Origin of the sequence: Bacteroides xylanisolvens, assembly GCF_018289135.1 — a bacterium.
In the GTDB taxonomy this organism is placed as follows: domain Bacteria; phylum Bacteroidota; class Bacteroidia; order Bacteroidales; family Bacteroidaceae; genus Bacteroides; species Bacteroides xylanisolvens.
In genome coordinates this window covers 2,997,557-3,020,279 of the sequence record NZ_CP072216.1, presented here as the reverse complement: position 1 = coordinate 3,020,279, position 22,723 = coordinate 2,997,557, and the positions used below count along the sequence as shown (strand labels likewise).

Below are 22,723 nucleotides of genomic sequence, written 5' to 3'. Positions count from 1 at the left end.
TGCTTTTATCCTTTTGTCCCGATGGTAGTTTTGAATTCATACACCGCCTTGTCTTCCTTGATGACCGACCCGTGCACCGTCGCCGTGGTCAGTTCCGGATAGAAGTTCGAGTAGTAGTTCATGACCATTTCGGGGCTGTCCGACGTGTTCGGGTCATCGAGTGTGACCATCCCGTTGCCTTTCTTGAATGTGAATGAACGTGTCATTCCCTTGATTTCTAATGCCATAATATTAAATGCTTTGATAATGTGAGACATTGGGTTCTAACATAGATTGCGGGAAATCGGGATATTCCTCATAATCTTCCGGGCGGTAGGTAGGGACTTCCTGTCCCCTCTGATAGTACGGATAGAGGTCTTCGGGATTTTGCTCCCGTTCCTGCCGGTATGAAATCTGTTGTTCCGCGTATGCATGCTGTGGAGGGAGCTGGTGGCTCATCGGCCGTTGCCCGGCATATTGCGGCTGTGGGGGAGCCTGATGCGGTGCAGGCCTTTGCGCAGGCTGCTGTGGCGGCCACATTGTCTGCTGCTTGTTAGGAATTTGTCCGCCCGCTGGTCCTGATGCCTGGGATTGCGGCGGACAGTGCGGTGCAGGCTGCGGCTGTTGTGCCGTTGCTGCCGGTGGTTGTGACCGGAGCTGTTGCGGTGCAGGCAGTTCTTCCATCAGCTCGAACAGGCTTCCCCGGTTCATGGCCTTTTTCTGCTGCTCCAGCATCTCGTCAATCTTCTTCTGGTCCTGCGGCTTGGCATAAAGTCGGGCCTGTCCGAGAGCCGTCACTGCATCCTTATGGTTTCCCGCGGCAATCAGTTCCTCAGCTTTCTTGAGATGCTTCTCGTACTTCTCCCGTTTCTCTTTCTCCTCTTTCGTCTCCTTGGCCTTTGCATCCTTCGCCACCTTGCTCTCGGAAGCGGCCTTTTCCGTCTGTGCCTCGAACTGCGCCATGTTGGTGATCAGTCCCGTGGCTTTCTGCACCGGCCGGGCGACGGCTTGCAGGAATCCGGTATCCAGTTCCTGCGGAACTCCCTTGAGGGTCAACGGGATAATGTGGTTCTGGGCTTCGTCTTTCAGCCCGTTTGACTTCGGCAGTACGGATACCGCCATTTGTCCGTTCGCTTTACGGATGACGAGTGTCAGGTCGACTCCTTCTGTCATCATCTGGTTGATTGCTGTAAAAAACATAATTATATGGATTAAAGTGTGAATAACCGTATTCTTTCTATCTGTTGAAGAACTCCACCAGCAGCCTGTTCCGGTCAGGATGACTGCTTATCTCCAGTATCGGGTCCAGCAGTGTGGAGATGTGTACGGGTCCGCCCTTTTCCCGTGGAGGGAATTTGACGGTCGGTTCCGGGGTATGGTACTTTCTTCTTGCCGGTATCGGCATTGGTATCTGTACCGGTGCCGTCGGCGGTCTTGAGATGATTGCTTGATTCATAGCTTTATCATTTTAATTGTGGATACTCGGGCTTTGGCAGCCCGTTGAACTACAAGGGCTTTACGGCAGACGCTTCCGGAAAGGCAAGGCTTTCGGGAAAAATACCGCAAGCCCTCCGGGCGAGGATGATTTTTCCGCGAAACCCGAAGGGTCCCGGCCTTGCCGTCCGAAAAGAAGCGTTTGCCAACTTTGCCCTGTAGTTCCCGGTCTGCCAATGGCTGTATATGCCCTCTTTCCTTTCCGTCCCTGTTCCCGTTACCCTTGTCCTCATAAAGTGTGGAATACAAAACAGGGCCGTTCGTGGGGACAGCCCTGTTCTGCAAGGTATTACAGTGGTTTATATGCAGCATTTGTTTCATTTCCCGATATTGTTGCCGGTGGAATCAGAATACCAGGCAACTGAGGATGCAGAAAAGTATCGCCGCCGCTACCAGAAGGCAGGCGATTTTATAGAGGAACCTGAAGAATCCCCTGAAACAGACGATGGCGACTGCCGTCCATACCGGCGAAATTCCTCTTGAATAGAGATAACTGAACACTATGAAGGCTGCGGCGGCCAGTGCCATTCTTTTTATCCATTTGCCGGTTCTCGGTTTTTCGATACATTCCTTTGCTTTCATGATCATTTGCTATTAAAAGGTGAAACATGCCATTTCCAATTTCAGGGGCCAGTATGCGGACCGCCTCCACAGGCAAGGTTTTCGGGGAAAATACCGGAGCATGGCGAGGATGATTTTCCCCGAAACCTGCAAGGCCCGACCTTGCAGGTGGCAACGGGCGGTTCCGCTACCTTTGCCCCGGAATTGGGATGACGGTATCATTTACCTTTCCCGCCCTTGGATTTTGGGAAAGAAAGTTTCAGGTTAAAACTTTCGTCAAAGATGACCGTCGCGTCGAAAGGCACCCCTTTCTTGCCCTTGAAGCCCTTGATCAGCCGGGTGGAGCCGGAAGAGAAAAGCTGTTCGAGATGCTGGTCCGTCAGTTCCTTGTTCAGAAAACGGCGGAACACCAGCAGTCCGCATCCTTCACGGTCGCATTTTGCGACTTTGGACTTCACCACCACGTTGCCGGTCTTGCACTTGGGGCAGGCAAGGACGCATGATGACGGCTCCGGAAATTTGAGACGCAGTATCTCGCCGGTAACTTTTCCCGTGTATTCCCTGATGGAGAGCATGAAGCTTTCCGGATCGAGGGTACGCCACTCTATCTGTTCCAGCGCCTTTTCCCATATGCCGGTCAGCTCCGCGTCAGCCACCATCATGTCCTTTACCGATTCATAGAGGTAAAGCCCCTTTTCCGTCGGACGGATGTTCTTGCCGGAACGCTCGATGTAGTCACGTTTGAGCAGGGTCGTGATGATGGCGGCACGGGTGGCAGGCGTACCGATACCCGTATCCTTCACCGCTTCGCGTGCCTGTCCGTTAGTGATTTCCTTGCCGCAGTTCTCCATGGCCGTGAGCAGGGTGGCTTCCGTATAGAGAGGTTTGGGCAATGTTTTTTTCTGTGACAGTCCATGTCCCATGACCGGTATTTCCTCACCCTCTGTAAAAGATGCTGTGCCTTCGTCTCTTTCCGGCTCGTCCTTTTCCCGGTCCTCCTTTCGGGAGAACACCGCCCGCCAGCCCGGATTGGCGATGACAGTGGAACGGGAGCGGAAGTCCAGTCCCCCGCATACGCACTCCATGAGCAGCAGTTCTTTCTCGCAAGGGGGAGAGAAGGCTTCCAGCATTCTGCCGGCTATCAGAGTATAAACCGTGGATTCCGCCTCGGACAATCCCTCAGGGACGATACCGGTGATAATCAGCGCATGGTGGTCGGTCACTTTTGCGGCATCCACGCTTCGTGTATTCAGGGCGGAAAGGTCTAAGCTCCTTCTGTACTCACGGAACTCCGGCATGGCTGTTATCTTTTCCAACAATACCGGAATGTGCGCCATGACATCCTGCGGAATATACCTGCTGCCTGTCCTCGGATATGAAACCAGTTTTTTCTCGTACAGGGACTGTGTGATGGCAAGGGTCTTGTCCACCGGAAGATCGTAATGAATATTACAGTCCTTCTGGAGGGCTGTCAAATCGTACAGGAGCGGAGCCTGCTGGAATACCTTCCCTCGCTTCACTTTAGTGATTGTTACCACCGATCTGGGGGTAATACTCTTGTATGCCGCTTCCGCCATATTCTTGTCCTTGAACTCCTTCGTGTGGATGAACTGCCGGTGCCCGTTGTCCCTTTTCAGCACTATATGCAACTGCCAGTATGGTGTGGAGACGAAGTTACGGTTCTCCTTGAAGCGTGCGCATATCATGGCAAGGGTCGGTGTCTGTACCCGTCCGATGGAGTTGTTCACCGAACCGGAGGCTGCCGCCAATGCGCGGCTGGCATTCATGCCCACCAGCCAATCCGCCTTCGCCCTGCTGTCCGCGGCTGCATACAGGCTGTCATATCCAGTTCCTTCCTTGAGGCTTGCCATTCCCTCACGGATGGCCTCGTCGGTAAGCGAGGAGATCCACAACCGTTTGAACGGCTTGGTACAGCCCAAATAAGAATATATCCACCGGAAGATGAGTTCCCCCTCACGTCCGGCATCGGTCGCCACGATGATGCTCTCGCATCCGGTGAGCACTTCGCTGATGACCTTGAGCTGCCTGCCGGTTGCGATGTCCGTCACCATCCCCCTGTCAGTGCGTACCTGCCGCACGACAAGACGGAACGGATCGGGAATCATCGGAAGGTCTTCGGCGGCGGTTCTCGTGTAGCCGTATGCATCCGGTAAGGCCAGTGACACCAGATGTCCCAGTGCCCATGTCACCATGTAACCGTTTCCCACTATGTAGCCGTCCTTTTTTTCTGTAGCCCCGACCACACGGGCTATGTCCTGACCGACACTCGGTTTTTCTGCTATGATTGCTATCATGATTCGGATAAAGTCAAGCCGTTTCCCGCTTGCCGGTGTGTGGTGGAACGGAAAACGGCGGTTATACATTCAGTTTACATATTATATATAAGGAGGGGCTACTGTTGTCCGATGGGTTTGATGCCGAGGATTTCGAGCAGCGGTCCGCCGTCCTTGCGCACCAGCTGTAGCGTGGCGTCCATCACCACGTCCACACCAAGCAGCACCAGGCTGAGCCGTATCACATTCGTTTTCTCCCCCTTGAGCAACGTGTCGAGTTCTCCCGACATTTCCAGCTCGTCTTTCAATATGCCGATACCTGCCAGTTCCTCCCAGTTTACGTCCTCTACCTTGAAAGGCGTGTTGTTTTCCTTGTTCATTTCCATATTTCTTTTCTTTTAGGATTCCACATTCATTTGATTCATGCATCATGCTATACTTGCGCCTTTGGATTTCCGGCTGCCCTGTTCCTGTCTCTGTGTTTCAGCCACGACATTTCGTTGCGAGGCGTCACGCTTGCGGTCGGGGTTCTCGTTGTAGAAGTCCAGCCTGCCCTGGTTGAAGTTCGCCTTGACATACTGGGAGATGGTCTTGCCGTCATATCCCTTGATACCCTCCACCAAAACAGCCTTGCCACTCTGCAGGTCGGAACGCTGCTTGCGGGTAAGCTCCACATCCCACACCTTATCCGGAATCTTGAATTCCGCACGCTGCTCGAAACCGTCCGGAGTGCGTGAATAACTGAGCCGTCCGGTTTCCAGGTCCGCCTTGATGAACGAGGAGAACTCCTCGCCCTTGCGGTTCACCATGTCATTGAGGAAGATGGTCCTGCCCTCCCGTAGTTGTTGCTGCTCCTCGGCGGTGATTTTCACGCCATTGATCTCGTTCGGGATATAAATTTCCCGTGCGCCCTCCGGGGAGTCGGGATTGTAGCGGGTATAGGCGGGCCTGCCCGTCACCTCGTCCAGCTTGACATAGGAGGAGAATCTCTCCCCGTCCTTACGCTCCATTCCCTCCACGAAAATGGCCTTTCCGGCATTCAGGTCTTCAACCTGCTGTTTGGTCAGTTCCACGCCACCCAATGACTGGCGGTTGAAGAGCTTGTCGTTATCGAAGATATATTCGATGCCCCTGCGCTCGGCGTTGATCTGGATGTGGGCGTCGAACTCCTTTCCGTTGTTGGAAATCATACCCTCGATGAACACCTTCTTGCCTTCGCGCAGGTCGTTCTGCTCCTGCTCGGTAAGCTTTACGCCTTTAATCTCCTTCGGGATGAAGACATTTTCCGCACGCATGGCGACCACCTCATTGGTGAGCTTGTCAATGCTGACAAAAGAGGGGATGTATTCACCGCCCCGTCCTTTCAGTTCCACGACACGTCCCATATTGCCTGTTTCAAGCAGGTTCTTCTTGTCCTCCTCGGAGAAGATATGCCCGAAGTACGGGCGGTCGAGTTCGGGTTTCTGCCGGATACCGTGGATGCCCAGCACGATGGGACCTCCCACGGACTGCTGGAGTGACAGCCGTGCGTCGGTACGCAATACGGCAGAACCGAAATTCATGCTGATGGGCACGACCTGGTTGGTCTTGTAGCCCCTGAGCATCTGGTCAAGGAGTCCGCGTTCCTGAAGATACTCGCGGGACAGCCCGTATTTCTTCAGTTCCTCCCAGTTGATCATGGATTCATTGTAGCGGTATTTCGGCTGCTGCGCGGTTTCCGGAGCGGCCTGTTGCTGTGTCTCAGTTTTTTTTGCCATTTCTTCTTGATTTTGATGGTTTATACTTTGGTTTTCTTTGGAGCGGGGAACAATCTCGTATTTCTTTAGAAATTCCTCCACCGCGTCTGATTTTCTGCCTGCGGCAAGATCCTCAATTGCCTGTCTGACTTCCGGGTTGTCCAGCGCATTCTCCTTGACGGAAAGGATGCCGAAACGAGTCGGGTCTTTCAACTGGCTCCAAAAGTTCTTCAGAAAATTCTCGAACATGCTGGCATATCGGTCAATTTTCAGGAAAGAGTTCCGGTGTTTTTTGTCTGCCGGAACCGTCTTGTACCTGCCGTTCTTGTCGATGTCGGATATTGCCTGTAGAAGCAGTTCCATCTTGTCGAGGATAAACACGATGTCGCTCAGCTGGGCGTTCTCGGTGACTTGCGTTTTTGGGGGTTCGTCCCTTACATTTTTCTTTGCCATAACTGTAATTTTTAGGGTTTATAACTGTTGTTGTCACCGCAAATATATAGTCATAAATTTGATAAATCACTATGTCTCAATGCGTTGTACTATCTGTTTCATCGGATGTCATCACGTTTCACCGCAGAGGGAGAAAACGCAAGGCGGAAAAACGGAAGAATCAAGGATAAAAGTGTGAGAAACGTACCGGGTCCGATAAAAGAAGAGAGAGAAATACGCGAAGGGAAAGCCAAAAACAAAAAAGGCGGAACGGGAAAATGGGAAAGGGTGGAAAAGCCGCAAACGACACGAAGCCGATAAAGAGAAACTGTATTATGCAGAGTGGAGAGCGAGCTGTCTTTAGTCCCCGCTTCCTTCTGTTACTCCATAGGACTGGATGAGAATTTACGTGCGGTTGATGTTGACAGCATAATCCATTAGGACATCAGGTGTCGGCAAAATACCGCCGCCGGATTGTATCTTGGTTTTGTCCTATGCGTCGTAGGTCGCTTCGCTTGCTAAGTCCCGGAACGTTTCTCCAACTCGGACGGCGATACCGGAACGTTTTTTCGGGTGAAAAATTACCGAAGGGAATTTTTTGCCCGAAAACCGCAGGCCTGAACGTAGAAGGTATCGTCCCTCCGAGTTATCTTCTTAAAGGGACTTGACAAGTGAAGCGTGGCTTATGATGGATTTTTATAGAGGAATATGGAAAAATGTACCTTTAGCCCAAGAAAATTGCAATCATTTCGCAGAAGTAATCAGAAAATGATTACTCTTGCAGAACGATAATACATGAAAAAATGTTTTTGTTCACTCATCTATGGATGTTCATTTTTAATGAATGCGAGCAAATAATGAACATGGATTCGCTTATATCCGCCTTCTATTGGAGAAAATTGGTCTTTTACCCATTTTTCTCCAATAGAATAACCGTAATACTGATAATTTTCACTACTTTTGCAACATGATTATACCAAGGGATAAATATTTGCAAGAGCTAAGAAGTGTAATGCACAACGGAATGATTAAGATTATTACCGGTGTACGCCGTTGTGGAAAATCTTATCTTCTATTTGAATTATTCAAACAATCATTACTTGAAAACGGTGTGAATGAAGAGCACATTATTCAAGTTGATTTGGAAGACCGACGTAATAAACACCTCAGAGAGCCGGACAGATTATTGGATCACATCGATGGACATATCACAGATAACGATATGTATTACATACTATTGGATGAAATACAACTTGTTCCTGAGTTTGAAGATGTACTCAACAGCTATCTGAAAATTAAAAATACAGACGTATATGTGACAGGAAGCAATAGCCGAATGTTGTCCAGTGATGTAAAAACAGAATTTCGTGGTCGAGGGTATGAAATCAGAGTCCATCCACTGAGTTTTTCGGAATTTCTCAAGGCAGGACAGTACACAAATGAACTTTCTGCCCTACAGGATTATATGATTTATGGAGGAATGCCACAAGTCGTATCTTTTTCAAAGAAAACAGAAAAAGAAAATTATCTAAAATCCTTGTTTCAAGGAACTTATATACGCGATATAAAAGAGCGTTACAATATTAGAAACGATGATGATTTGAGTGAACTTATAGATATTATTGCTTCCAATATAGGCTGCCTGACCAATCCGACAAACCTTGAAAATACATTCAAGTCCGTAAAAGGTCATAGTATTTCAGATACAACCATACAGAGTTATCTTGGAATGTTACAAGATGCCTTTATGTTGGAAAAAGCCATTCGATATGACATCAAAGGAAAGCATTACATCAACACGCCTTCAAAATATTATTTTGAAGATGTCGGACTACGTAATGCCCGTCTGAATTACCGTCAAATTGATGGGGGTCATCTTATGGAAAATATCATATATAACGAACTGCGTATCAGAGGGTATTCGATTGATGTAGGGCAAGTGGAAGTGAGAATAACAAATGATGATGGAAAGAAAATGCGAAAACTACTGGAAGTTGATTTCATTTGCAATAGTGGGGATAAACGTGTGTACATACAATCAGCACTTGATATGCCCACTCAAGAAAAAATTGACCAGGAAACCAATTCCCTTCGTCATATCAAAGATGGATTCCCTAAAATAGTCATTGTGGGAGGTTTGACCCCTTCTCATGTGAATACAGATGGCATATCAATCATTAATATAATAGATTTCCTTAAAGATACAGAAGGAAATCTATTATGAATCCACCATAATATGTAGCATAATAGTGTGTAAAAATAGTAAGGACAATGTGCATAATGCACCCAAAATATAAATCTACCCCTGCTACAAATAGCTGTAACAGGGGTGGTTTTATCAGAAAGGGAGTTTTGACTTTACCTGCACCGTTTTTCACGCAATTGCAGATTAACTTGTGGTATAAAAATTTTATGTATGTATGCTCCAGCCGTGAAATGGTTCCATCATTACGGCAAAAGACTCATCCGGTCTGCCGTGGTAGAGCAATCCACCCACAATGCCGTTTCTTCCATCCGGTGTCCTTTCCGCAAATCCGAATGAATACGGAGCGAAATCGTAATATAGTTCAATTTCATACCTGCCGCCAGAGTTCTTCTCCCATTGTTTGAGGCGTTCAATGCAATTCTGAAAGGTTGTGTCACCAATACTTTTGGCGTATTCCGCCACCTTGTCGTAGTGTTCCTGACATTTGATTTTCATATCCGGTAATTTTAAGTTGTTTGTAGCAATTCTTCGTATATTCCGAAATCGAGGCATCCGGCAACAGTAAAATCCTCCCCATCTTTGTCCGTCAATGATTTCAAGTCTTCCAGACTATTGCAGTAGAAGAATATCTCGTCATCCTTTTCCGTGTCGGAATCCATAGCCAAAGCGATCCTTACTTCTACTGTTTCCAGTGTGTCACACCATCTGATGACACAGTCCGCATAATGAGGTTCACATCCTTGCTCACTGTAGAACTTCAGATAAAGACCTCCTATTTCCTGTCTGACTTCATCGGGCTTTTTCCATGTACTGTCATCCACAATTTCAAAGCCTATTCCTTCAACCAACAGACACGTGCCATTGTCATTGACCATCATGGTGCGCTTGCCGATATATTTTTCTCGTATTTCCGCCCAATCCGGCAAGTCCCAACGTTCTACAGTCCAGATTCCACGGTAATTTTCCGGGATGGCATTGTATTCACTCAATATTATCTTTTTCATTTCAAATCGGTTTATGCTGTTATAAAAGTCACTTCATACGTTTTACATGGTTTCCCAAAGGCCGGGTAAGCATCAAACTCTCTGTATGCTTCCCAATCCACCGACATGGTATATCCGTTCGGAAAATTTTCACCGATGAATCGGGTTATCAGATTCTTGTCTTCATCGGTAAGGAACAATTCTTCTTCAATGCCGTACTCCAATGCAAAAATCGCCCATTCGGGAATGTTGTTCCAAACGAGCGGCATATTATTGTTTTCCTTCATACTTTCAAGTTTATTGCGGTGATACCAGCAGTCTTTGGATGATGCCGTCAAGTTCCGTTTCCCATTTGTCCGTACCGTTAAGGAAAGACGGGTAAGTCAATTGTTGCCATTGCCGGTAGTCGAAGAGTTTCATCCGGAGCGGATAATAATCAAAAAGTTTCCGTCCTTCGGAGAATATTCTCAGGTGATTGACACCTACTTCCATCAGTTTCAGACCGTAATGGTCGATAATCTCATGGAATCTATTCATCGGTGTGAAATTGCTTCTTTTCCTCATAATTCATTTGTCATTATAATTCGTTCAACAATACATTTTATACAAATCGGTATCTGACAGCGTACACAACTCTTCATCCGTACAGTAACCGTCAATCTCTTCGCTGGCTTCCATTGCCTCATATATACTGTTACGCATATCGTTTGCCAGTTCATTCCGCAGGCTCTCCACTGACACCCTGAATATATGGTTGCCGGCATCTATTTCCCTGACGGGATAGACACATCCTTTCCAATGGATTTGCCCGATGACGATTGCTTCATTCGCATTTTCAGCCATCCAGTCCAGGTATTCTTTAATGATGTCCCCATGACAAGGATCCGGTTTGCAGAAACATCCCAATGTCTTGCCCTGCAAATTCCCGATCCGCTTGCGGAACTCTTTATCCGTACTCAGGCGATGATAAAAGTATTTCCTGTATCGGCCAAGCGTACTGCCTTTTGCCATCGTTGCTTCCAGTCTGAACGGATTCCCGAAATAACCGTCCTTGCCATATCCAGCCCTGCCAATGTACACGTCACAGGTTTCCTTGCGGATATTGACCACTCTTGTTCTGCCCATAGCCATATTTCTTTTATTCAGTTAAACATTCACCGGCTCGTGAGCCGATATTTTATTTCTTGCCTGCATCACTGTCCCGTGCCGGATTGTGCAAGGCTTTCCGGAAAAATACCGCAAGCGGAGCGCGGAAGATTTTTCCGGAAACCCGTAAGGGCTTGGCCTTGCTCAATCCAGGCGGGCACGGGACTACCTTTGCAGGCTGAAATAAAAAAGCGGACTTGTTCTATTCGTTTTTTTTATCATCTTTCTTCTGCGGAATCAGGTGTTTCAGATCCGGATCATTGGCTATCCTTGCCATCTCTTCCTCAATGATCTGCAGTACGTCAGCCTTGATGCGTGAATAGTTGCGGTCTATCTGTTGCTGCATGATGTCGTTGCCGTCCTCGTCCTTGAACTCGTTGATGACGGGTATCTTCTTGTAGGCTTTTGTTTCCGCCGCCACTTTTTCACTGTCGACAATAATCCGCGCATGGAAAATCTTCTGTTCTATCTCTTCTCCGAAATTGTCCGCCACGCTGCCCACGAATGTTCCCTGCGAAAGATTGGCTATTTTGGATGCCGGTATCAGAGAATCCAACTGCGTGTTGATGGAGGTGGATGTATCCTGCCGGTTGATGGAGATGGATTGCCTTTGTTGCAGGATTTTACCGAACCGCTCGGAAAGGCTCTTTGCGGTTTCACCTACCACCTGGCCGCTGAATATATTGCCGACCGTATTTTGGATTACCTTCGCCTCTTTTTCACCGTAGTCACGGGTCAGCTGGGAGAAATCCTGGAAGCCGAGACAGACTGTCACCTTGTTGCTTCGGGCGGTGGCTATCAGATTGTCAATACCCCGAAAATATATCGTGGGTAGCTCATCTATGATGATGGAGGATTTCAACTGTCCTTTCTTGTTTACCAGTTTCACTATACGGGAATTATACAGACCGAGAGCCGCCGAGTAGATATTCTGCCTGTCCGGATTATTTCCCACACATAGGATTTTCGGATGTTCAGGATTATTCAAATCCAACGTGAAGTCATCGCCTGTCATGACCCAATAAAGCTGCGGTGAAATCATCCTCGAAAGCGGGATTTTAGCACTCGCTATCTGGCCCTGCAACTGATCTTGTGCTCCGCCCTGCCAGGCATCCATAAAGGGGGAAAGATAGTTTTCGAGGGACGGGTAAGAGGTGAGAATCGTGAAAATATCAGCATACGGCTTGTTAAGGAATTCTATCGTGTGAGGGAAGGTGCAATACTTGCCGTCCTTGTAAATTCGCAGATACCAGATGATTGCCGCGAGCAGGATAATCGGTGATTCCACGAAAAAATCACCCTGCTTCTGTATCCAGGTCTTGTTCAAATTGAGCATTATCGTGTAGGCACTTTCATAAGCATCGGAAATATCCGCCATGAACTTGGGATTGATAGGATTACAGCGGTGGCTGCGCCTCGGATCGTCAAAATTAATGACATAGAACTCCGGTCTTACCTTGTAATGCTCCTTGTGCTTAAGCAAATGGTTGTATGCAATCTCGGACAAATCCGGAAATTTGTAATCATAAATATACATGGCAAAGGATTTCTCAATCTGCTGTTTTATGTAATTGTTTACCACTGCATAGCTTTTCCCCGAACCGGGCGTTCCCAGTACGATGGACGCACGAAAAACGTTTACAACGTTGATCCATCCGTCCCATTCCTTGCCCTGATAGACAAACTTCGTGGGCAAGTTGACGGAATACTCGTTCTCCATAAGCCTTGTTTCCTGCATGAAACTCTCGTTGGCAGTATTGAAGACATCTTCCATAAGGTTGTGTTTCAGCATACGACTGATCCACATACCCGACATCAAGAGAAGGATATATCCTGCGGTAAGTGTTACCGTATATATGACAGCGTTGGCCGTCGGGCAGAATGGCAGGTCAAGCATCCACCAGTTCATGAAAAACAGCACCAATCCCGAAAGGAAAGCGGCGTATATCCTGCCCCATGTCATCTCCTGATTTTTCACTCCTTGGGTACCCAGGCATGAGAGGGCAAGGAATATGACGGCAAATACTTTCGTTATAAGCAAGTTGCTGAACAGTCCTGCCGTCCGTTGGAAATTGAGCAGTATCCTGTCGACCACACCTATATTTATACCCATATCCACAAATGACCGGTAGCAGAACCAGTACACGTGAATGACAATAAACACAATGGAGATAGCTCTCATGAATTCCATGACTTTGGCCAGTCCTCTCAAATCATCTTCCTGTTGCATAATGAACTAATTTTAATATTAGAAAAATCGGTAATTAGGAAATTCCGCGTGAGCGGCGTTTCTTCTTCTTTTTACGTTGCAGTCTTCGGGCAAGAGCCTCTTCCTGTGGGTCGGGACCGTTCTGCTCCATGGCGAATATACCGAAAGCCTGTTCGATGGCGCTTTCCATATCGGAGGAGAATCCGCTTTGCAGACCGATGTCCGGCATGTGGGCATCCACATTGGGGATGTTGTCAGGATTATTGAAGAGCCGTTCAAAGGCATTCGCCGAGAACTCCTTGCCAAGTCGGGAGCCGTTATAGACCTCGCGGTTCTTGTGGTCGATGAAGGTCGCTCCATAGATGCGTCCTTCATCGTTTTCACGGAACACCGCGTCTATGCCTTTGTTGGCAAGCAGACGGACAAATTCCTCTCTGTTGCCACGGCAGCCGTGCATGGCAAGGGCAATCTCGTTCCGTATCTTCGGTTGCCATTTTTTTGCTTTATACTCGCGGGCGTTGTAACCGATACGTTTTTCCAACCCTTCGTAACCGTAGCGTTTACCGATAAGGGAAGACTTGATGGGTGTGCATACCGGTTTTCCCGTATCATCTGTCATGGTATAGACGATACCGTTATAGGGTACTTCACCAAATTCGCCTTTCACTTGCTTCGCCTCGATATTGAAACAGGAAAGCAACGCGCTGTATTCTCCGAAAGACTGGTAACGGTAGGTACCGAATACGCTCTTGACGATATTGGATACTTGTTTCTTCACGTCACCGCTTTGGTAGTCCGCTTTTTTGAGATACGGTTCCAGCAGTTCCTTCCGCTTGTCTTCCACCTGTTTCAGGCCGAACTTCCGTTCCAGTTCCCGGCAGGCTTTCATCGAGCGGTTCCACTCGTAGGCATCGTCAATCTTTTCCCCTTTCTCGTTCACGCAGGTGGATACGATATGGATGTGCCGGCGGCCGATGTCCTCGTGTACATATACGATGTAGGGCTGGTCGCCATATCCCATCTTCTGCATATACTCTTTGGCGAGGTCGGCAAATTGGCTGTCTGTCAGCCGGTCATCCAATGAGGGGTTTAACGAGATGTGCAGTACGGGCTTCTCCGTGTTCTTGTTGGCAAGCAGGTAATTCTCGAACGCCCATATCGTCTGCCGCATGACCTGTTCAGGATTGCCCGTGACATCGGTAATCATGCGGTTCCCGTAAATGATACGTGCCGTGGCATCATCCACTTTCTGCTGGTTATAGACGATTGCCCCGTAAAGGGAAACGCCTCTGTTGATTTTCGCCACCATATCATCCTTCCTCCCTTTTCCTTTTGATAAGGTAGGCTTCTTCAAACTCGTGGGTAAGCATAATAATCCGCTTGCTCAGCACTACCAGGTCTATGGTCGCCTTTTCTAGATTTCGGAGCAGGGCATATGCCCGTTTTTCCCCGAAATTGGTCTTGACCGCCTTGACCGTCTGGTTGTAATTGTTGCCGATACCCTGGAACTGGTGGTAGAAATTGGTCAGGCGGATGTAGTAGTCCATCGTTGCCTTGTCGATTTTAACCACCTTGATTTCGTGTCCGAAAAGCATCGCCTTGATAAATTTTGAATGCTCTTTCAATCCGGATTTCTGGAACTGGATGTTGAAACGCCCGTTCTCTTCCGAGTTCAACCGTACGACATAACGGTGCACGGCAGGGTCGGATTTTGGCTTCCGCCCCACACCTTTTGTCGATTTTTTCTTTCTGTTTTCTTCCATACGCATTGATGTTTCCTGTTTCTGATTTTCCGTCCCGGATTCACGACTTTGGAGTGAATCCCTCCCGAGCCGTCGGGCGAGCGGCAAGTTGTTTTGAGTGCCCGAATTTATTTCGGGTGCCTCAAAACACAACTTGCTATGTTCGCTTGAACATGAATTTTCCTTCGTCAAATTAAGTTTTGACCTTCAGCCTCATTCTTCGGCTTCGGGAAACCTCCGCAGCGGTATCCGTTCCGTTGCCGGTGCAAAGTTATGGCGGTTTATCCTATTGTAAAATAGCGGGTTATATGTAACGTGATGACAAATGATGACACAGGTCGTCACCTCCCTTAAAACATAGTGCAGGTATGAAAAAATACCCTTTTATTTGCAGCGTGAACGGTAAAACAAACCAATAATCAAGTGGCTGTCCGTTGTATTGTCGGTTAGCGAAAACACTTGTTGCAACAGGTGGGCAGTGATTGTTTACTTGCTTTGTTGGGGCAGATAACTATCGGTTGGTCGGTTTGCCGGTTGGTGAGCACAAAGTAACCATATCACTAACAAACCTTGTCACAAAGCAAACAACAGACAAGTAAAACAATAGTGTAATAAACCATTAAAAAAGTTCAGTTATGAAGAAGAATCCGTTATTCGTTGCGGTCAGCAACCAGAAAGGTGGGGTCGGCAAAAGTACAATGTTGGTAACACTTGCCAGTCTCCTGAATTATTCGATGGGCAAGAATGTGGCTATCGTTGATTGTGACGCCACCCAGCGCAGCCTGTTCAATCTGAGGGAACGGGACATGGAGATGGTGGAGATAAACAAGAAGTACATGGTGTTGCTGGAGGAACAGAGGCTCAGGGGATGCAGGATTTATCCTATCAGGCAGGCAAAGCCGGAGAATGCACGCCAGGTGGCCGGAGAGTTGGCGGCAAAAGCAGATTTTGATATCGTTTTCATAGATTTGCCGGGGTCTATGGACATATCCGGCGTTTTGCAGACCATTTTCAATGTGGATTATGTATTGACCCCCATTGCCGCTGACAATTTCGTTATGGACAGCAGTTTTGTCTTTGCCAAAAGTGTTATGAAATGTGCGGAAAACCGGAAGAACATTCCCTTGAAAGACGTGTTCCTGTTCTGGACCAAGGTAAAGAAAAGAAGCAATACCGAAGTGCTTGACAATTATATGGCACTGATGAAGAAACAGGGGTTGAAAATTCTGGATTCAATGATTCCCGATCTCTGTCGCTATGACAAGGAACTCTCATCGCGGACACGTACCTATTTCCGCTGCTCGCTCCTTCCACCGCCGGCAGGACAGCTTAAAGGCAGCGGATTGCAGGAATTGGCAAACGAACTGATTGTAAAATTTAACCTGTAATTGAGATATGGCAAAGAAAATTGTAAAAGTGAATGAAGAAAAAATCAGGGGGTATATGGTCGGTGACATTCCTGATGCCATCGAGAACGAGGATATCATAGTGGTTGAGGTTCCGGAAGAGGAAAACAATGAAAGGCAGGATACGGAAAAAGGAACTGCCCGGAAAAATCCCAAACCTTGCAATATGCCCGAATGTGACAGTAACTTTCGTCAGAAGTATCTGGTGAATACCCCCATGCCAGGACGCATCCAGGTGTACCTGAACCGCAAGCTGTACGACGAGATAAAGAATTATCTCCATGTGATAGCTCCCGAAGTAAGTATTGCGAGCTATATCAGTAACATCATCGCTGAGCATATAGAACTCAACATCGAGGAAATCACCCGAATGTATAAAGACCGTTTTTCACCCCCTAAAATTCAATAGTCATGGAAACAACATTAATTTATTTTTCAGTAAAAGCCATGTCGGCAACCTACATATTATATAAGGTATGGATGTTCATTTTCAGTCCGAGAGTTTATAATTTTTGGGATAGTCAGCTTCGTCATATGCGTATTGCACGTATCCGGTTATGGAAATCACGCAAAAAGCGGATGGCGGAAAAAGCAAGGAAAGCCCGGTATAGGGCAAGACTGGACAAGGCTGAAGCGTGGATTGCACAAGCGGAGAAGGATATCCTTAAAGTCGGGCATGAAGAGAAAACCGAAACGCAGCCGAATCCACTGGACGAGTACAATGAAGTAATCGGAAAGACAAAAATAGTCTATCTTGAAGACCCGGACATGGCGAGAAAAACTCCCACACGTTCTGAACCTATGAAGAAAGAGCCTATAGAGGAAGATGAGGATATAGATCCGGATGATGTGATAGATGGTTTCTCTTCACAAAAGGGACTGACAGAATCGGAAAAACGGGAACTTATGTCAAATGACGGGTGTGTTCCTGACCCGGATTTTTCAAGGGCACTGACTTTTGAAGAATTGAACAATGTCGCTGATGTACTTATTTTGGGGACGGATGACAGAAAGAAAATCCGAAATGCAGCCGAAACCCTGTACCAACTTCAGGATACAGACCTGTTCAGGTTCTTTGCAACCGAATTGAGTACTCAAAGCCAATTGGAAAAACTGCTTAAGGAAAATATGCCAAATGGAAAAGAGGCGCCAAAACAATCTTTGGAACAGATTAGAATTGATTGGAATAAATACATGTAAATATGGAATCGAATGTGAAAAACAAAAAACAACAAGCAATGCCGAAGTCAGAAGCAGAATCTTTTGGCATAAAAAGAAATCCTGCAATTCGTGCCCCACATCTATCTATCTGAAGAAGAAATCATCAGAATTATGCGGAAAGAAACCGCTATTAAAAAGAAGATAGGAAATCTTATTGATAGTATGCTTTGTGATGACTCACAAATTTCAGAAATGGATAATACAAAAAATGAGACAGGGGCATTCGATATAAATGAATTTGTTTAATTGCTTCTTTGTTGTCATATTTTTCAGAAGGCATGTCGATGTGATATCGGTGTGCCTTTTCCTGTTTTTGGAAATTTATATATATCCCAACTGTCTCTTTTTATTTCCATCGTCATATTAAATTTCTGCCAATATTGGCACTTATATATTATGGACTATAAGGTAATGCTGACAAACAAGTATTTAAGAGAAATCAATGCAAAATTCTATCTTTGCAAAAAAATGAACGATGGCAGTGACAAAAGCGATATTAGAAAAATGGCTGGTGGCGCAGAAGCGTCACCGCCTTTCAGACAGGCAGGTGCAGATGGCCCGTGAATTGGGTCTGAATCCCGACAAGCTCGGCAAGATAGACAACCACAGGCAAGAGGTCTGGAAAGCTCCGCTTCCACAGTTTATCGAAAGTATCTATTTCAAGCGGTTCAAACGTGAGGAACCGGAAACGGTCAAGCCTCTGAAACAGATCATGGCGGAAATGGAGGCTAAGAAAAAGCTGCAAAAAGAGAAAAAGAAGGAGCGTAAGATGCAGCAGGAAACGGGTTCTGATATAATTTAAAATTCTGTTTATATCAAAAGCCATTTTTATTATCTTCCATTGAATAAAAATGGCTTTTGGTATGGGGAATGAAGCGGGAGCATTAATGCACAAGTGCCGGTATAAAGTTTTTCTTATTACCCATGTATGGCATCCATTACAAAACCGTTCATCTTTTCCGGACTGAAGTTCTCATAAAGAAGCAGGTCGCAAATCGCACTTCCGTTCATGTCATCTTTCTGAAAGTCCGCCACAAATGCGCAGACCGGTTCATCCTTACAACCGGGAGTCTGATAATACAACCGGATATTTTTTCCTATATATAATCCGATATCAAGCTTTAACTGCCGCATTGACAACGCCAGCCGTCCGGACGGTTCACTGTCAGGCAACTCTACTACAACAGGAAGAACCGGCAGACAAGTGCCGTCCTTCTCTTTTTTACAGAGCAGTATATCGGGATGTCCGGAGTCATCCCCACCTGAATGCCACATGTCCCGGAACACCATTGTCCCGTTGGTCTTTTTCCATCCGAGATATCTCAGGCAATACCCTACATCCCGCAGATAATCTCCTTTTATCGCTCCCGGTCTAAGACAAGGTGACAAATCCTCCACAATTTCAGGCCAGTTTTCATTCATGGTTCATAGTTTTTTTCAATATTATTATTCAAGATACGGGCTGTACACATCATCAGGAGCCGCTTCCGGATATCGGATACTGCCTCGCGATACATAAAGCCGGGCTACCGGATTGATTCATAAAGACAAAGATACCGGTTTTGTCCGGACATTCAAGTTATAGTTTCTTAATATATCCTGTTTGTCCATTCCGGCTTGTTCCCGGTTCATGTGGATTTGCATAAGTTATGTAAATGTCACAACCCGGTTCCCACTATCTCAGCCTTTCGTGGATGTTGATGACCGGCTTGCCGCATTCCAACGCCTTGCTTACCGTGTAGAATGTTCCCCCTTTCGGTACGAGGTCCCAATAGGCAACGATAACATCCGCCTTACGTACCATGTATTCATCCCTGCGCAGGTAACAGCCCTTGTGGTAATTCTCGGAAACCATGACCACCCGGTCCATCCTTTCCAACAGACGGGCATACAACAGCCGGTCTTCCGCTTCAAACCACAAGGGCTGTTTCCGAAAAGGTACTGCCGCTATGAGCTTGATACCTTCGTATCTCTCCCTGACCTGCAAGACCGCCTCCGCAGCAGTCATATCAAATCCGCTGGCCATCCCGGTGTAGTATTCCTTGTATCCCTGCCCGTACAGTTCTGTTACCATTCCAGCCACAGCTTCCCTGATTTGTGCAAGTATCCGGGGATCGTTTCCGAACCCTTGCAGAATACGTTCCTTACGGTGTCCCGTGAAAGCCACTGTCTGATTGTTTCTTGTTTCCATGTTATCTTCTGTTTTTTGTTTTACATATATCCATTCAAACCGAACGGTATTTTATTTCCTGAAGGCTTTTCCGCCCCGGTCCGGAATCCCGCAAGGCTTGCCGTGAAAAAATACCGCAAGCGCAGCGAGGATGATTATTTCACGGCAACCAGCCCGCAGGGCCGCCTTGCCGGGCTTCTCAGGACACGGGGCTACCTTTGCCGGAAGAAATGAAATGCCGCTTTCTCCTTATCCTGTTTTTACTGTTTCATATTGCCGGGAAAACCCTTTTTGAATGGTTGAAAATTCCCTGCCGATGTAACGTGATGTCATACGGTGTCACATATCGTACAGTTTGTAAATCAATAAATTAAGCACTATATATTCGCAGTCGAAATCATTTTTTGTCTCACTAATTAAAAGTTTCGACACATGAAAAAAAGATTCTTTTTGGCAGCCATGACGCTGCTGGTTTCAATGGGGGCATTTGCCCAGGGCAACGGTATCGGTGGAATTACGGAAGCTACCAATATGGTCACTTCGTATTTCGATCCCGGCACCAAGCTGATTTACGCCATCGGTGCCGTTATCGGCCTTATCGGAGGCGTGAAGGTCTATTCCAAGTTCGTGCGACGTGAAGTTGCGTAAGTGATTGTGTAACATTCTGATTACACCTCCAGTTCCGTCTGGAGTAGCCTACGGACACGTGCATAGGGAGTAATTCCTTTGTACGAAGCTGTCCCGACAAGGTAGCCTTTCCGAAAGGAGGAGACTGAACCGCGAGGGGAGGTCAACGGCTGATAATACCATTCAGCACGAGGAGCTTGGCTTAGCGGTATGGTCAACGAAAGTGAACTGTCCGATAAACATCGTAAAGTACAACGAGCCAAAGGTATTGACAGGCTCGAACCAAAAAGGTAAGCAGTCGGCTGTTCCCTTGAATTTTGGGGACACACGGACATGAAGCACTGCCGGTGGAATAGACAGGACCTAACCCGCTTATTTGTCACTTATGTAAAACAACGGTAAGCCCGTATCTCTCCCATCTTAATGGGTAAGCAAACCGTAAGGTGAGCCTACATGGGGTGCGGGTATAGGAAAGCGGAAAAAGCGAATGCCGTTCTGTAATGGAACGGATACGGATTGAGCCTCGGTCACGTGTGGCAAGGGCGACATCATCCGACACGAAAGTGGGCAGACTTCTGTATGGTAACACTTTACAAAATAGTTTACAGAACTTTTAAAGCAAGGAATGCAAATGAACAAGACGAAAGAATTGTGTGCGCCTGAAAACAGAAACCTCCACACACTCTGGTCGGAAATCGACTGGACACGGGCGGAGATGTATGTTCAAAAGCTGCAAGCACGTATTGTAAAGGCTCAGAGGGAAGGCAGACATAACAAGGTGAAAGCCTTGCAATGGACGCTTACCCACTCGTTCTACGCCAAGGCATTGGCTGTAAAGCGAGTTACTACCAACAAAGGTAAAGACACCGCAGGCGTTGACAAGGCTGTATGGTCATCACCGCTTGCGAAAGCCAAAGCCATCGGTTCACTCAAACGCCGTGGTTACCAACCGCAACCACTACGCAGGGTGAACATCGAGAAGAAAAACGGCAAACTACGCCCCTTGGGCATACCGACAATGAAAGACAGGGCTATGCAGGCTCTCTATCTCATGGCACTCGACCCGATTGCAGAGACCACGGGTGACACCCACTCATACGGTTTCCGCAAGCACAGATGCACTCATGATGCCATAGAGCAATGCTTCATCCTGCTCTCTCGGACGTGTGCGCCCGAATGGATACTCGAGGGAGACATCAAAGGCTGCTTCGACCACATCAGCCACGAGTGGCTTCTCAATAATGTCCCAACGGACAAGGAGATACTGCGAAAATGGCTCAAATGCGGGTTCGTATTCAATGGTGAACTTTTCCCCACGGAAGAGGGTACGCCACAAGGAGGCATCATTTCACCGACCCTCGCAAACATGGTTCTTGACGGCTTACAATCGCTTTTGGAAAATTGTGTCAGAAAATATCAGGTGAACTACAAGAAAATCGTTCCCAAAATACATCTGATACGCTATGCAGACGACTTCATCGTAACGGCAAAGGACAGAGAGACCATTGAAACGGTCATCCTGCCACTTGTGCGCAATTTCATGGCGGAGCGTGGATTGACACTGTCGGAAGAAAAGACGAAAATCACACATATCAGTGAGGGTTTTGACTTCCTCGGTTTCAATATCCGCAAGTTCCCCAACAACACACTGCTCACACAGCCGTCAAGCGATGCCAAGAAACGCTTCTGCGACAAAATCCGCAAGGTGATAGAAAGCAACAAGACTGCCAAACAGCATTCACTCATCAAAATGTTGAACCCGATTATAACGGGCTGGGGCAACTACTATAAATATGGTACGTCCGCAGAGACATTTCATCGGGTGGATTGGGAAATTCATCGAAAACTATGGCAATGGGCAAGACGCAGACATTCAAACAAGAGTAAGGGTTGGATTAAGGATAAGTATTTCAAGACCGTAAACGGACGGAAATGGCGTTTTATGGCAGATATGGAGGAACGCTCGAAGATGCGTCAAATCACATTAGCATATCTTCCTGACATTCATCATGAAAAGTTCGCCAAGGTCAGACACTACGCAAATCCCTATGACCCTGCCGATAAATCCTACTACGAATGGCGTGAGACCTATCGTATGAAGCAAACGCTCAAGGGCAGAGAAAGCCTCGTGAGGATTTGGACAAGGCAGAACAGAACATGCCCTTTCTGTGGTGAACGTATAGACAGGGAGAGACCTTGGAGCATAACCGAAAGTATCATCGGGGGCAAAAAGGATTACAAACTTGTCCATACATCTTGCAAAACAAAAATGTCTAAACTAAAAATTGGTAGGAAATGAGACACTTGAATGAATATCAACATCATTTACGTGTGTTGCTTGAGCCGTATGATGCGAAAGTATCACGTACGGTTCTTAGAGGGGAAAGCCCCAGCAATGGGGCTGACCTACTCGACTCGTCAGGCGACCCGGATACCTCAAAGACTGCCGCCAGCTGGTTCGGTGCGTGTATCTTCCTGATTGTCGCCGCCACCATCTTACGCTCATTCTTCCTGTAA

28 protein-coding genes and 1 pseudogene are annotated in these 22,723 nt (G+C 47.1%); 10 read left to right on the top strand and 19 right to left on the bottom strand.

Annotated elements, in window-relative coordinates:
* Positions 1-5: 5 nt before the first annotated feature.
* From INE92_RS12965 to INE92_RS12935, 8 genes are all read right to left on the bottom strand, one after another.
* Positions 6-227 carry a PRTRC system protein C gene (locus tag INE92_RS12965; protein ID WP_212702065.1) on the bottom strand — a complete coding sequence of 74 codons (222 nt, stop codon included), beginning with the start codon at positions 225-227 and terminating at the stop codon, positions 6-8.
* A gap of 4 nt (positions 228-231) precedes the next feature.
* Complete coding sequence (locus INE92_RS12960; protein ID WP_008777803.1) at positions 232-1,179, bottom strand: PRTRC system protein E; 948 nt, start codon at positions 1,177-1,179, stop codon at positions 232-234.
* A gap of 37 nt (positions 1,180-1,216) precedes the next feature.
* Positions 1,217-1,435, bottom strand: coding sequence for a hypothetical protein (locus INE92_RS26920; protein ID WP_034530139.1), 219 nt, complete (start codon positions 1,433-1,435; stop codon positions 1,217-1,219).
* On the bottom strand, positions 1,432-1,794 hold the full coding sequence (locus INE92_RS12955) for a hypothetical protein (RefSeq protein ID WP_008777805.1): 363 nt from the start codon (positions 1,792-1,794) through the stop codon (positions 1,432-1,434). Before INE92_RS12955 ends, INE92_RS26920 begins: the two co-directional genes overlap by 4 nt.
* 24 nt (positions 1,795-1,818) lie before the next feature.
* On the bottom strand, positions 1,819-2,055 hold the full coding sequence (locus tag INE92_RS12950; RefSeq protein ID WP_172718843.1) for a hypothetical protein: 237 nt from the start codon (positions 2,053-2,055) through the stop codon (positions 1,819-1,821).
* Between the two features lie 197 nt (positions 2,056-2,252).
* Positions 2,253-4,349 carry a type IA DNA topoisomerase gene (locus tag INE92_RS12945; protein ID WP_212702044.1) on the bottom strand — a complete coding sequence of 699 codons (2,097 nt, stop codon included), beginning with the start codon at positions 4,347-4,349 and terminating at the stop codon, positions 2,253-2,255.
* A gap of 98 nt (positions 4,350-4,447) precedes the next feature.
* Positions 4,448-4,714 (bottom strand): DUF4099 domain-containing protein, encoded by a 267-nt coding sequence (locus tag INE92_RS12940; RefSeq protein WP_008777807.1) that lies wholly within the window; start codon positions 4,712-4,714, stop codon positions 4,448-4,450.
* Positions 4,715-4,756: 42 nt separating this feature from the next.
* The gene (locus INE92_RS12935) at positions 4,757-6,517 is read right to left on the bottom strand and encodes a DUF3945 domain-containing protein (protein ID WP_008777808.1); all 1,761 of its coding nucleotides are present in this window, start codon (positions 6,515-6,517) and stop codon (positions 4,757-4,759) included.
* A 174-nt stretch (positions 6,518-6,691) separates the two neighbouring features.
* On the opposite strand from INE92_RS12935, the gene INE92_RS27110 reads away from it, so the two are divergent.
* On the top strand, positions 6,692-6,817 hold the full coding sequence (locus INE92_RS27110; RefSeq protein WP_256317531.1) for a hypothetical protein: 126 nt from the start codon (positions 6,692-6,694) through the stop codon (positions 6,815-6,817).
* A 646-nt stretch (positions 6,818-7,463) separates the two neighbouring features.
* A complete protein-coding gene (locus INE92_RS12925) occupies positions 7,464-8,720 on the top strand; it encodes an ATP-binding protein (RefSeq protein WP_005644277.1) in 1,257 nt (418 codons plus the stop codon).
* A gap of 186 nt (positions 8,721-8,906) precedes the next feature.
* Here the strand turns inward: INE92_RS12925 and INE92_RS12920 are convergent, their stop codons facing one another.
* The 8 genes from INE92_RS12920 to mobA all read right to left on the bottom strand — a co-directional run bounded on the left by INE92_RS12920 (position 8,907) and on the right by mobA (position 14,809).
* On the bottom strand, positions 8,907-9,197 hold the full coding sequence (locus INE92_RS12920; protein ID WP_005644280.1) for a DUF4120 family protein: 291 nt from the start codon (positions 9,195-9,197) through the stop codon (positions 8,907-8,909).
* 11 nt (positions 9,198-9,208) lie between these two features.
* Positions 9,209-9,706, bottom strand: coding sequence for a hypothetical protein (locus INE92_RS12915; RefSeq protein WP_008777810.1), 498 nt, complete (start codon positions 9,704-9,706; stop codon positions 9,209-9,211).
* An 11-nt stretch (positions 9,707-9,717) separates the two neighbouring features.
* Positions 9,718-9,972, bottom strand: coding sequence for a DUF6926 domain-containing protein (locus INE92_RS12910; protein WP_008777811.1), 255 nt, complete (start codon positions 9,970-9,972; stop codon positions 9,718-9,720).
* 10 nt (positions 9,973-9,982) lie between these two features.
* Positions 9,983-10,249 carry a hypothetical protein gene (locus INE92_RS12905; RefSeq protein WP_008777812.1) on the bottom strand — a complete coding sequence of 89 codons (267 nt, stop codon included), beginning with the start codon at positions 10,247-10,249 and terminating at the stop codon, positions 9,983-9,985.
* Positions 10,250-10,273: 24 nt separating this feature from the next.
* Entirely contained in the window at positions 10,274-10,810 is a 537-nt protein-coding gene (locus tag INE92_RS12900) for a DUF4326 domain-containing protein (RefSeq protein ID WP_008777813.1), read from the bottom strand.
* Positions 10,811-11,033: 223 nt separating this feature from the next.
* A complete protein-coding gene (gene mobC / locus INE92_RS12895; protein WP_008777814.1) occupies positions 11,034-13,061 on the bottom strand; it encodes a conjugal transfer protein MobC in 2,028 nt (675 codons plus the stop codon).
* Between the two features lie 34 nt (positions 13,062-13,095).
* On the bottom strand, positions 13,096-14,349 hold the full coding sequence (gene mobB / locus INE92_RS12890; RefSeq protein ID WP_008777815.1) for a conjugal transfer protein MobB: 1,254 nt from the start codon (positions 14,347-14,349) through the stop codon (positions 13,096-13,098).
* A gap of 1 nt (position 14,350) precedes the next feature.
* Entirely contained in the window at positions 14,351-14,809 is a 459-nt protein-coding gene (gene mobA / locus INE92_RS12885; RefSeq protein WP_005644301.1) for a conjugal transfer protein MobA, read from the bottom strand.
* A gap of 608 nt (positions 14,810-15,417) precedes the next feature.
* Here mobA and INE92_RS12880 point away from each other — a divergent pair.
* From INE92_RS12880 to INE92_RS12860, 5 genes are all read left to right on the top strand, one after another.
* Entirely contained in the window at positions 15,418-16,170 is a 753-nt protein-coding gene (locus INE92_RS12880) for a ParA family protein (RefSeq protein WP_005644302.1), read from the top strand.
* Between the two features lie 7 nt (positions 16,171-16,177).
* Positions 16,178-16,597 (top strand): DUF3408 domain-containing protein, encoded by a 420-nt coding sequence (locus tag INE92_RS12875; protein ID WP_008777817.1) that lies wholly within the window; start codon positions 16,178-16,180, stop codon positions 16,595-16,597.
* 2 nt (positions 16,598-16,599) lie between these two features.
* Complete coding sequence (locus tag INE92_RS12870; RefSeq protein WP_008777818.1) at positions 16,600-17,388, top strand: DUF4122 family protein; 789 nt, start codon at positions 16,600-16,602, stop codon at positions 17,386-17,388.
* A 132-nt stretch (positions 17,389-17,520) separates the two neighbouring features.
* On the top strand, positions 17,521-17,655 hold the full coding sequence (locus tag INE92_RS27105; protein ID WP_256163387.1) for a hypothetical protein: 135 nt from the start codon (positions 17,521-17,523) through the stop codon (positions 17,653-17,655).
* Between the two features lie 229 nt (positions 17,656-17,884).
* Entirely contained in the window at positions 17,885-18,211 is a 327-nt protein-coding gene (locus INE92_RS12860; protein ID WP_008777820.1) for a hypothetical protein, read from the top strand.
* A 116-nt stretch (positions 18,212-18,327) separates the two neighbouring features.
* Here INE92_RS12860 and INE92_RS12855 read toward each other — a convergent pair whose 3' ends face one another.
* Together INE92_RS12855 and INE92_RS12850 are read right to left on the bottom strand one after the other, a co-directional pair.
* Positions 18,328-18,831, bottom strand: coding sequence for a hypothetical protein (locus INE92_RS12855; RefSeq protein WP_008777821.1), 504 nt, complete (start codon positions 18,829-18,831; stop codon positions 18,328-18,330).
* A gap of 253 nt (positions 18,832-19,084) precedes the next feature.
* Positions 19,085-19,600: an SLOG family protein gene (locus INE92_RS12850; protein WP_008777822.1), complete on the bottom strand. Its 516-nt coding sequence runs from the start codon at positions 19,598-19,600 to the stop codon at positions 19,085-19,087.
* Between the two features lie 411 nt (positions 19,601-20,011).
* On the opposite strand from INE92_RS12850, the pseudogene INE92_RS12845 reads away from it, so the two are divergent.
* A pseudogene (locus INE92_RS12845) lies at positions 20,012-20,206 on the top strand (DUF4134 family protein); the annotation flags it as partial.
* 41 nt (positions 20,207-20,247) lie between these two features.
* On the opposite strand, the gene INE92_RS12840 reads toward INE92_RS12845, so the two are convergent.
* Positions 20,248-20,469, bottom strand: a complete 222-nt coding sequence (locus tag INE92_RS12840) for a hypothetical protein (protein WP_227201767.1) — start codon at positions 20,467-20,469, stop codon at positions 20,248-20,250.
* A gap of 368 nt (positions 20,470-20,837) precedes the next feature.
* Between INE92_RS12840 and ltrA the strand changes: the two genes are divergently transcribed.
* Positions 20,838-22,505: a group II intron reverse transcriptase/maturase gene (ltrA, locus tag INE92_RS12835; RefSeq protein ID WP_008777825.1), complete on the top strand. Its 1,668-nt coding sequence runs from the start codon at positions 20,838-20,840 to the stop codon at positions 22,503-22,505.
* The gene (locus tag INE92_RS12830) at positions 22,502-22,723 is read left to right on the top strand and encodes a DUF4134 family protein (protein WP_050776220.1); all 222 of its coding nucleotides are present in this window, start codon (positions 22,502-22,504) and stop codon (positions 22,721-22,723) included. Before ltrA ends, INE92_RS12830 begins: the two co-directional genes overlap by 4 nt.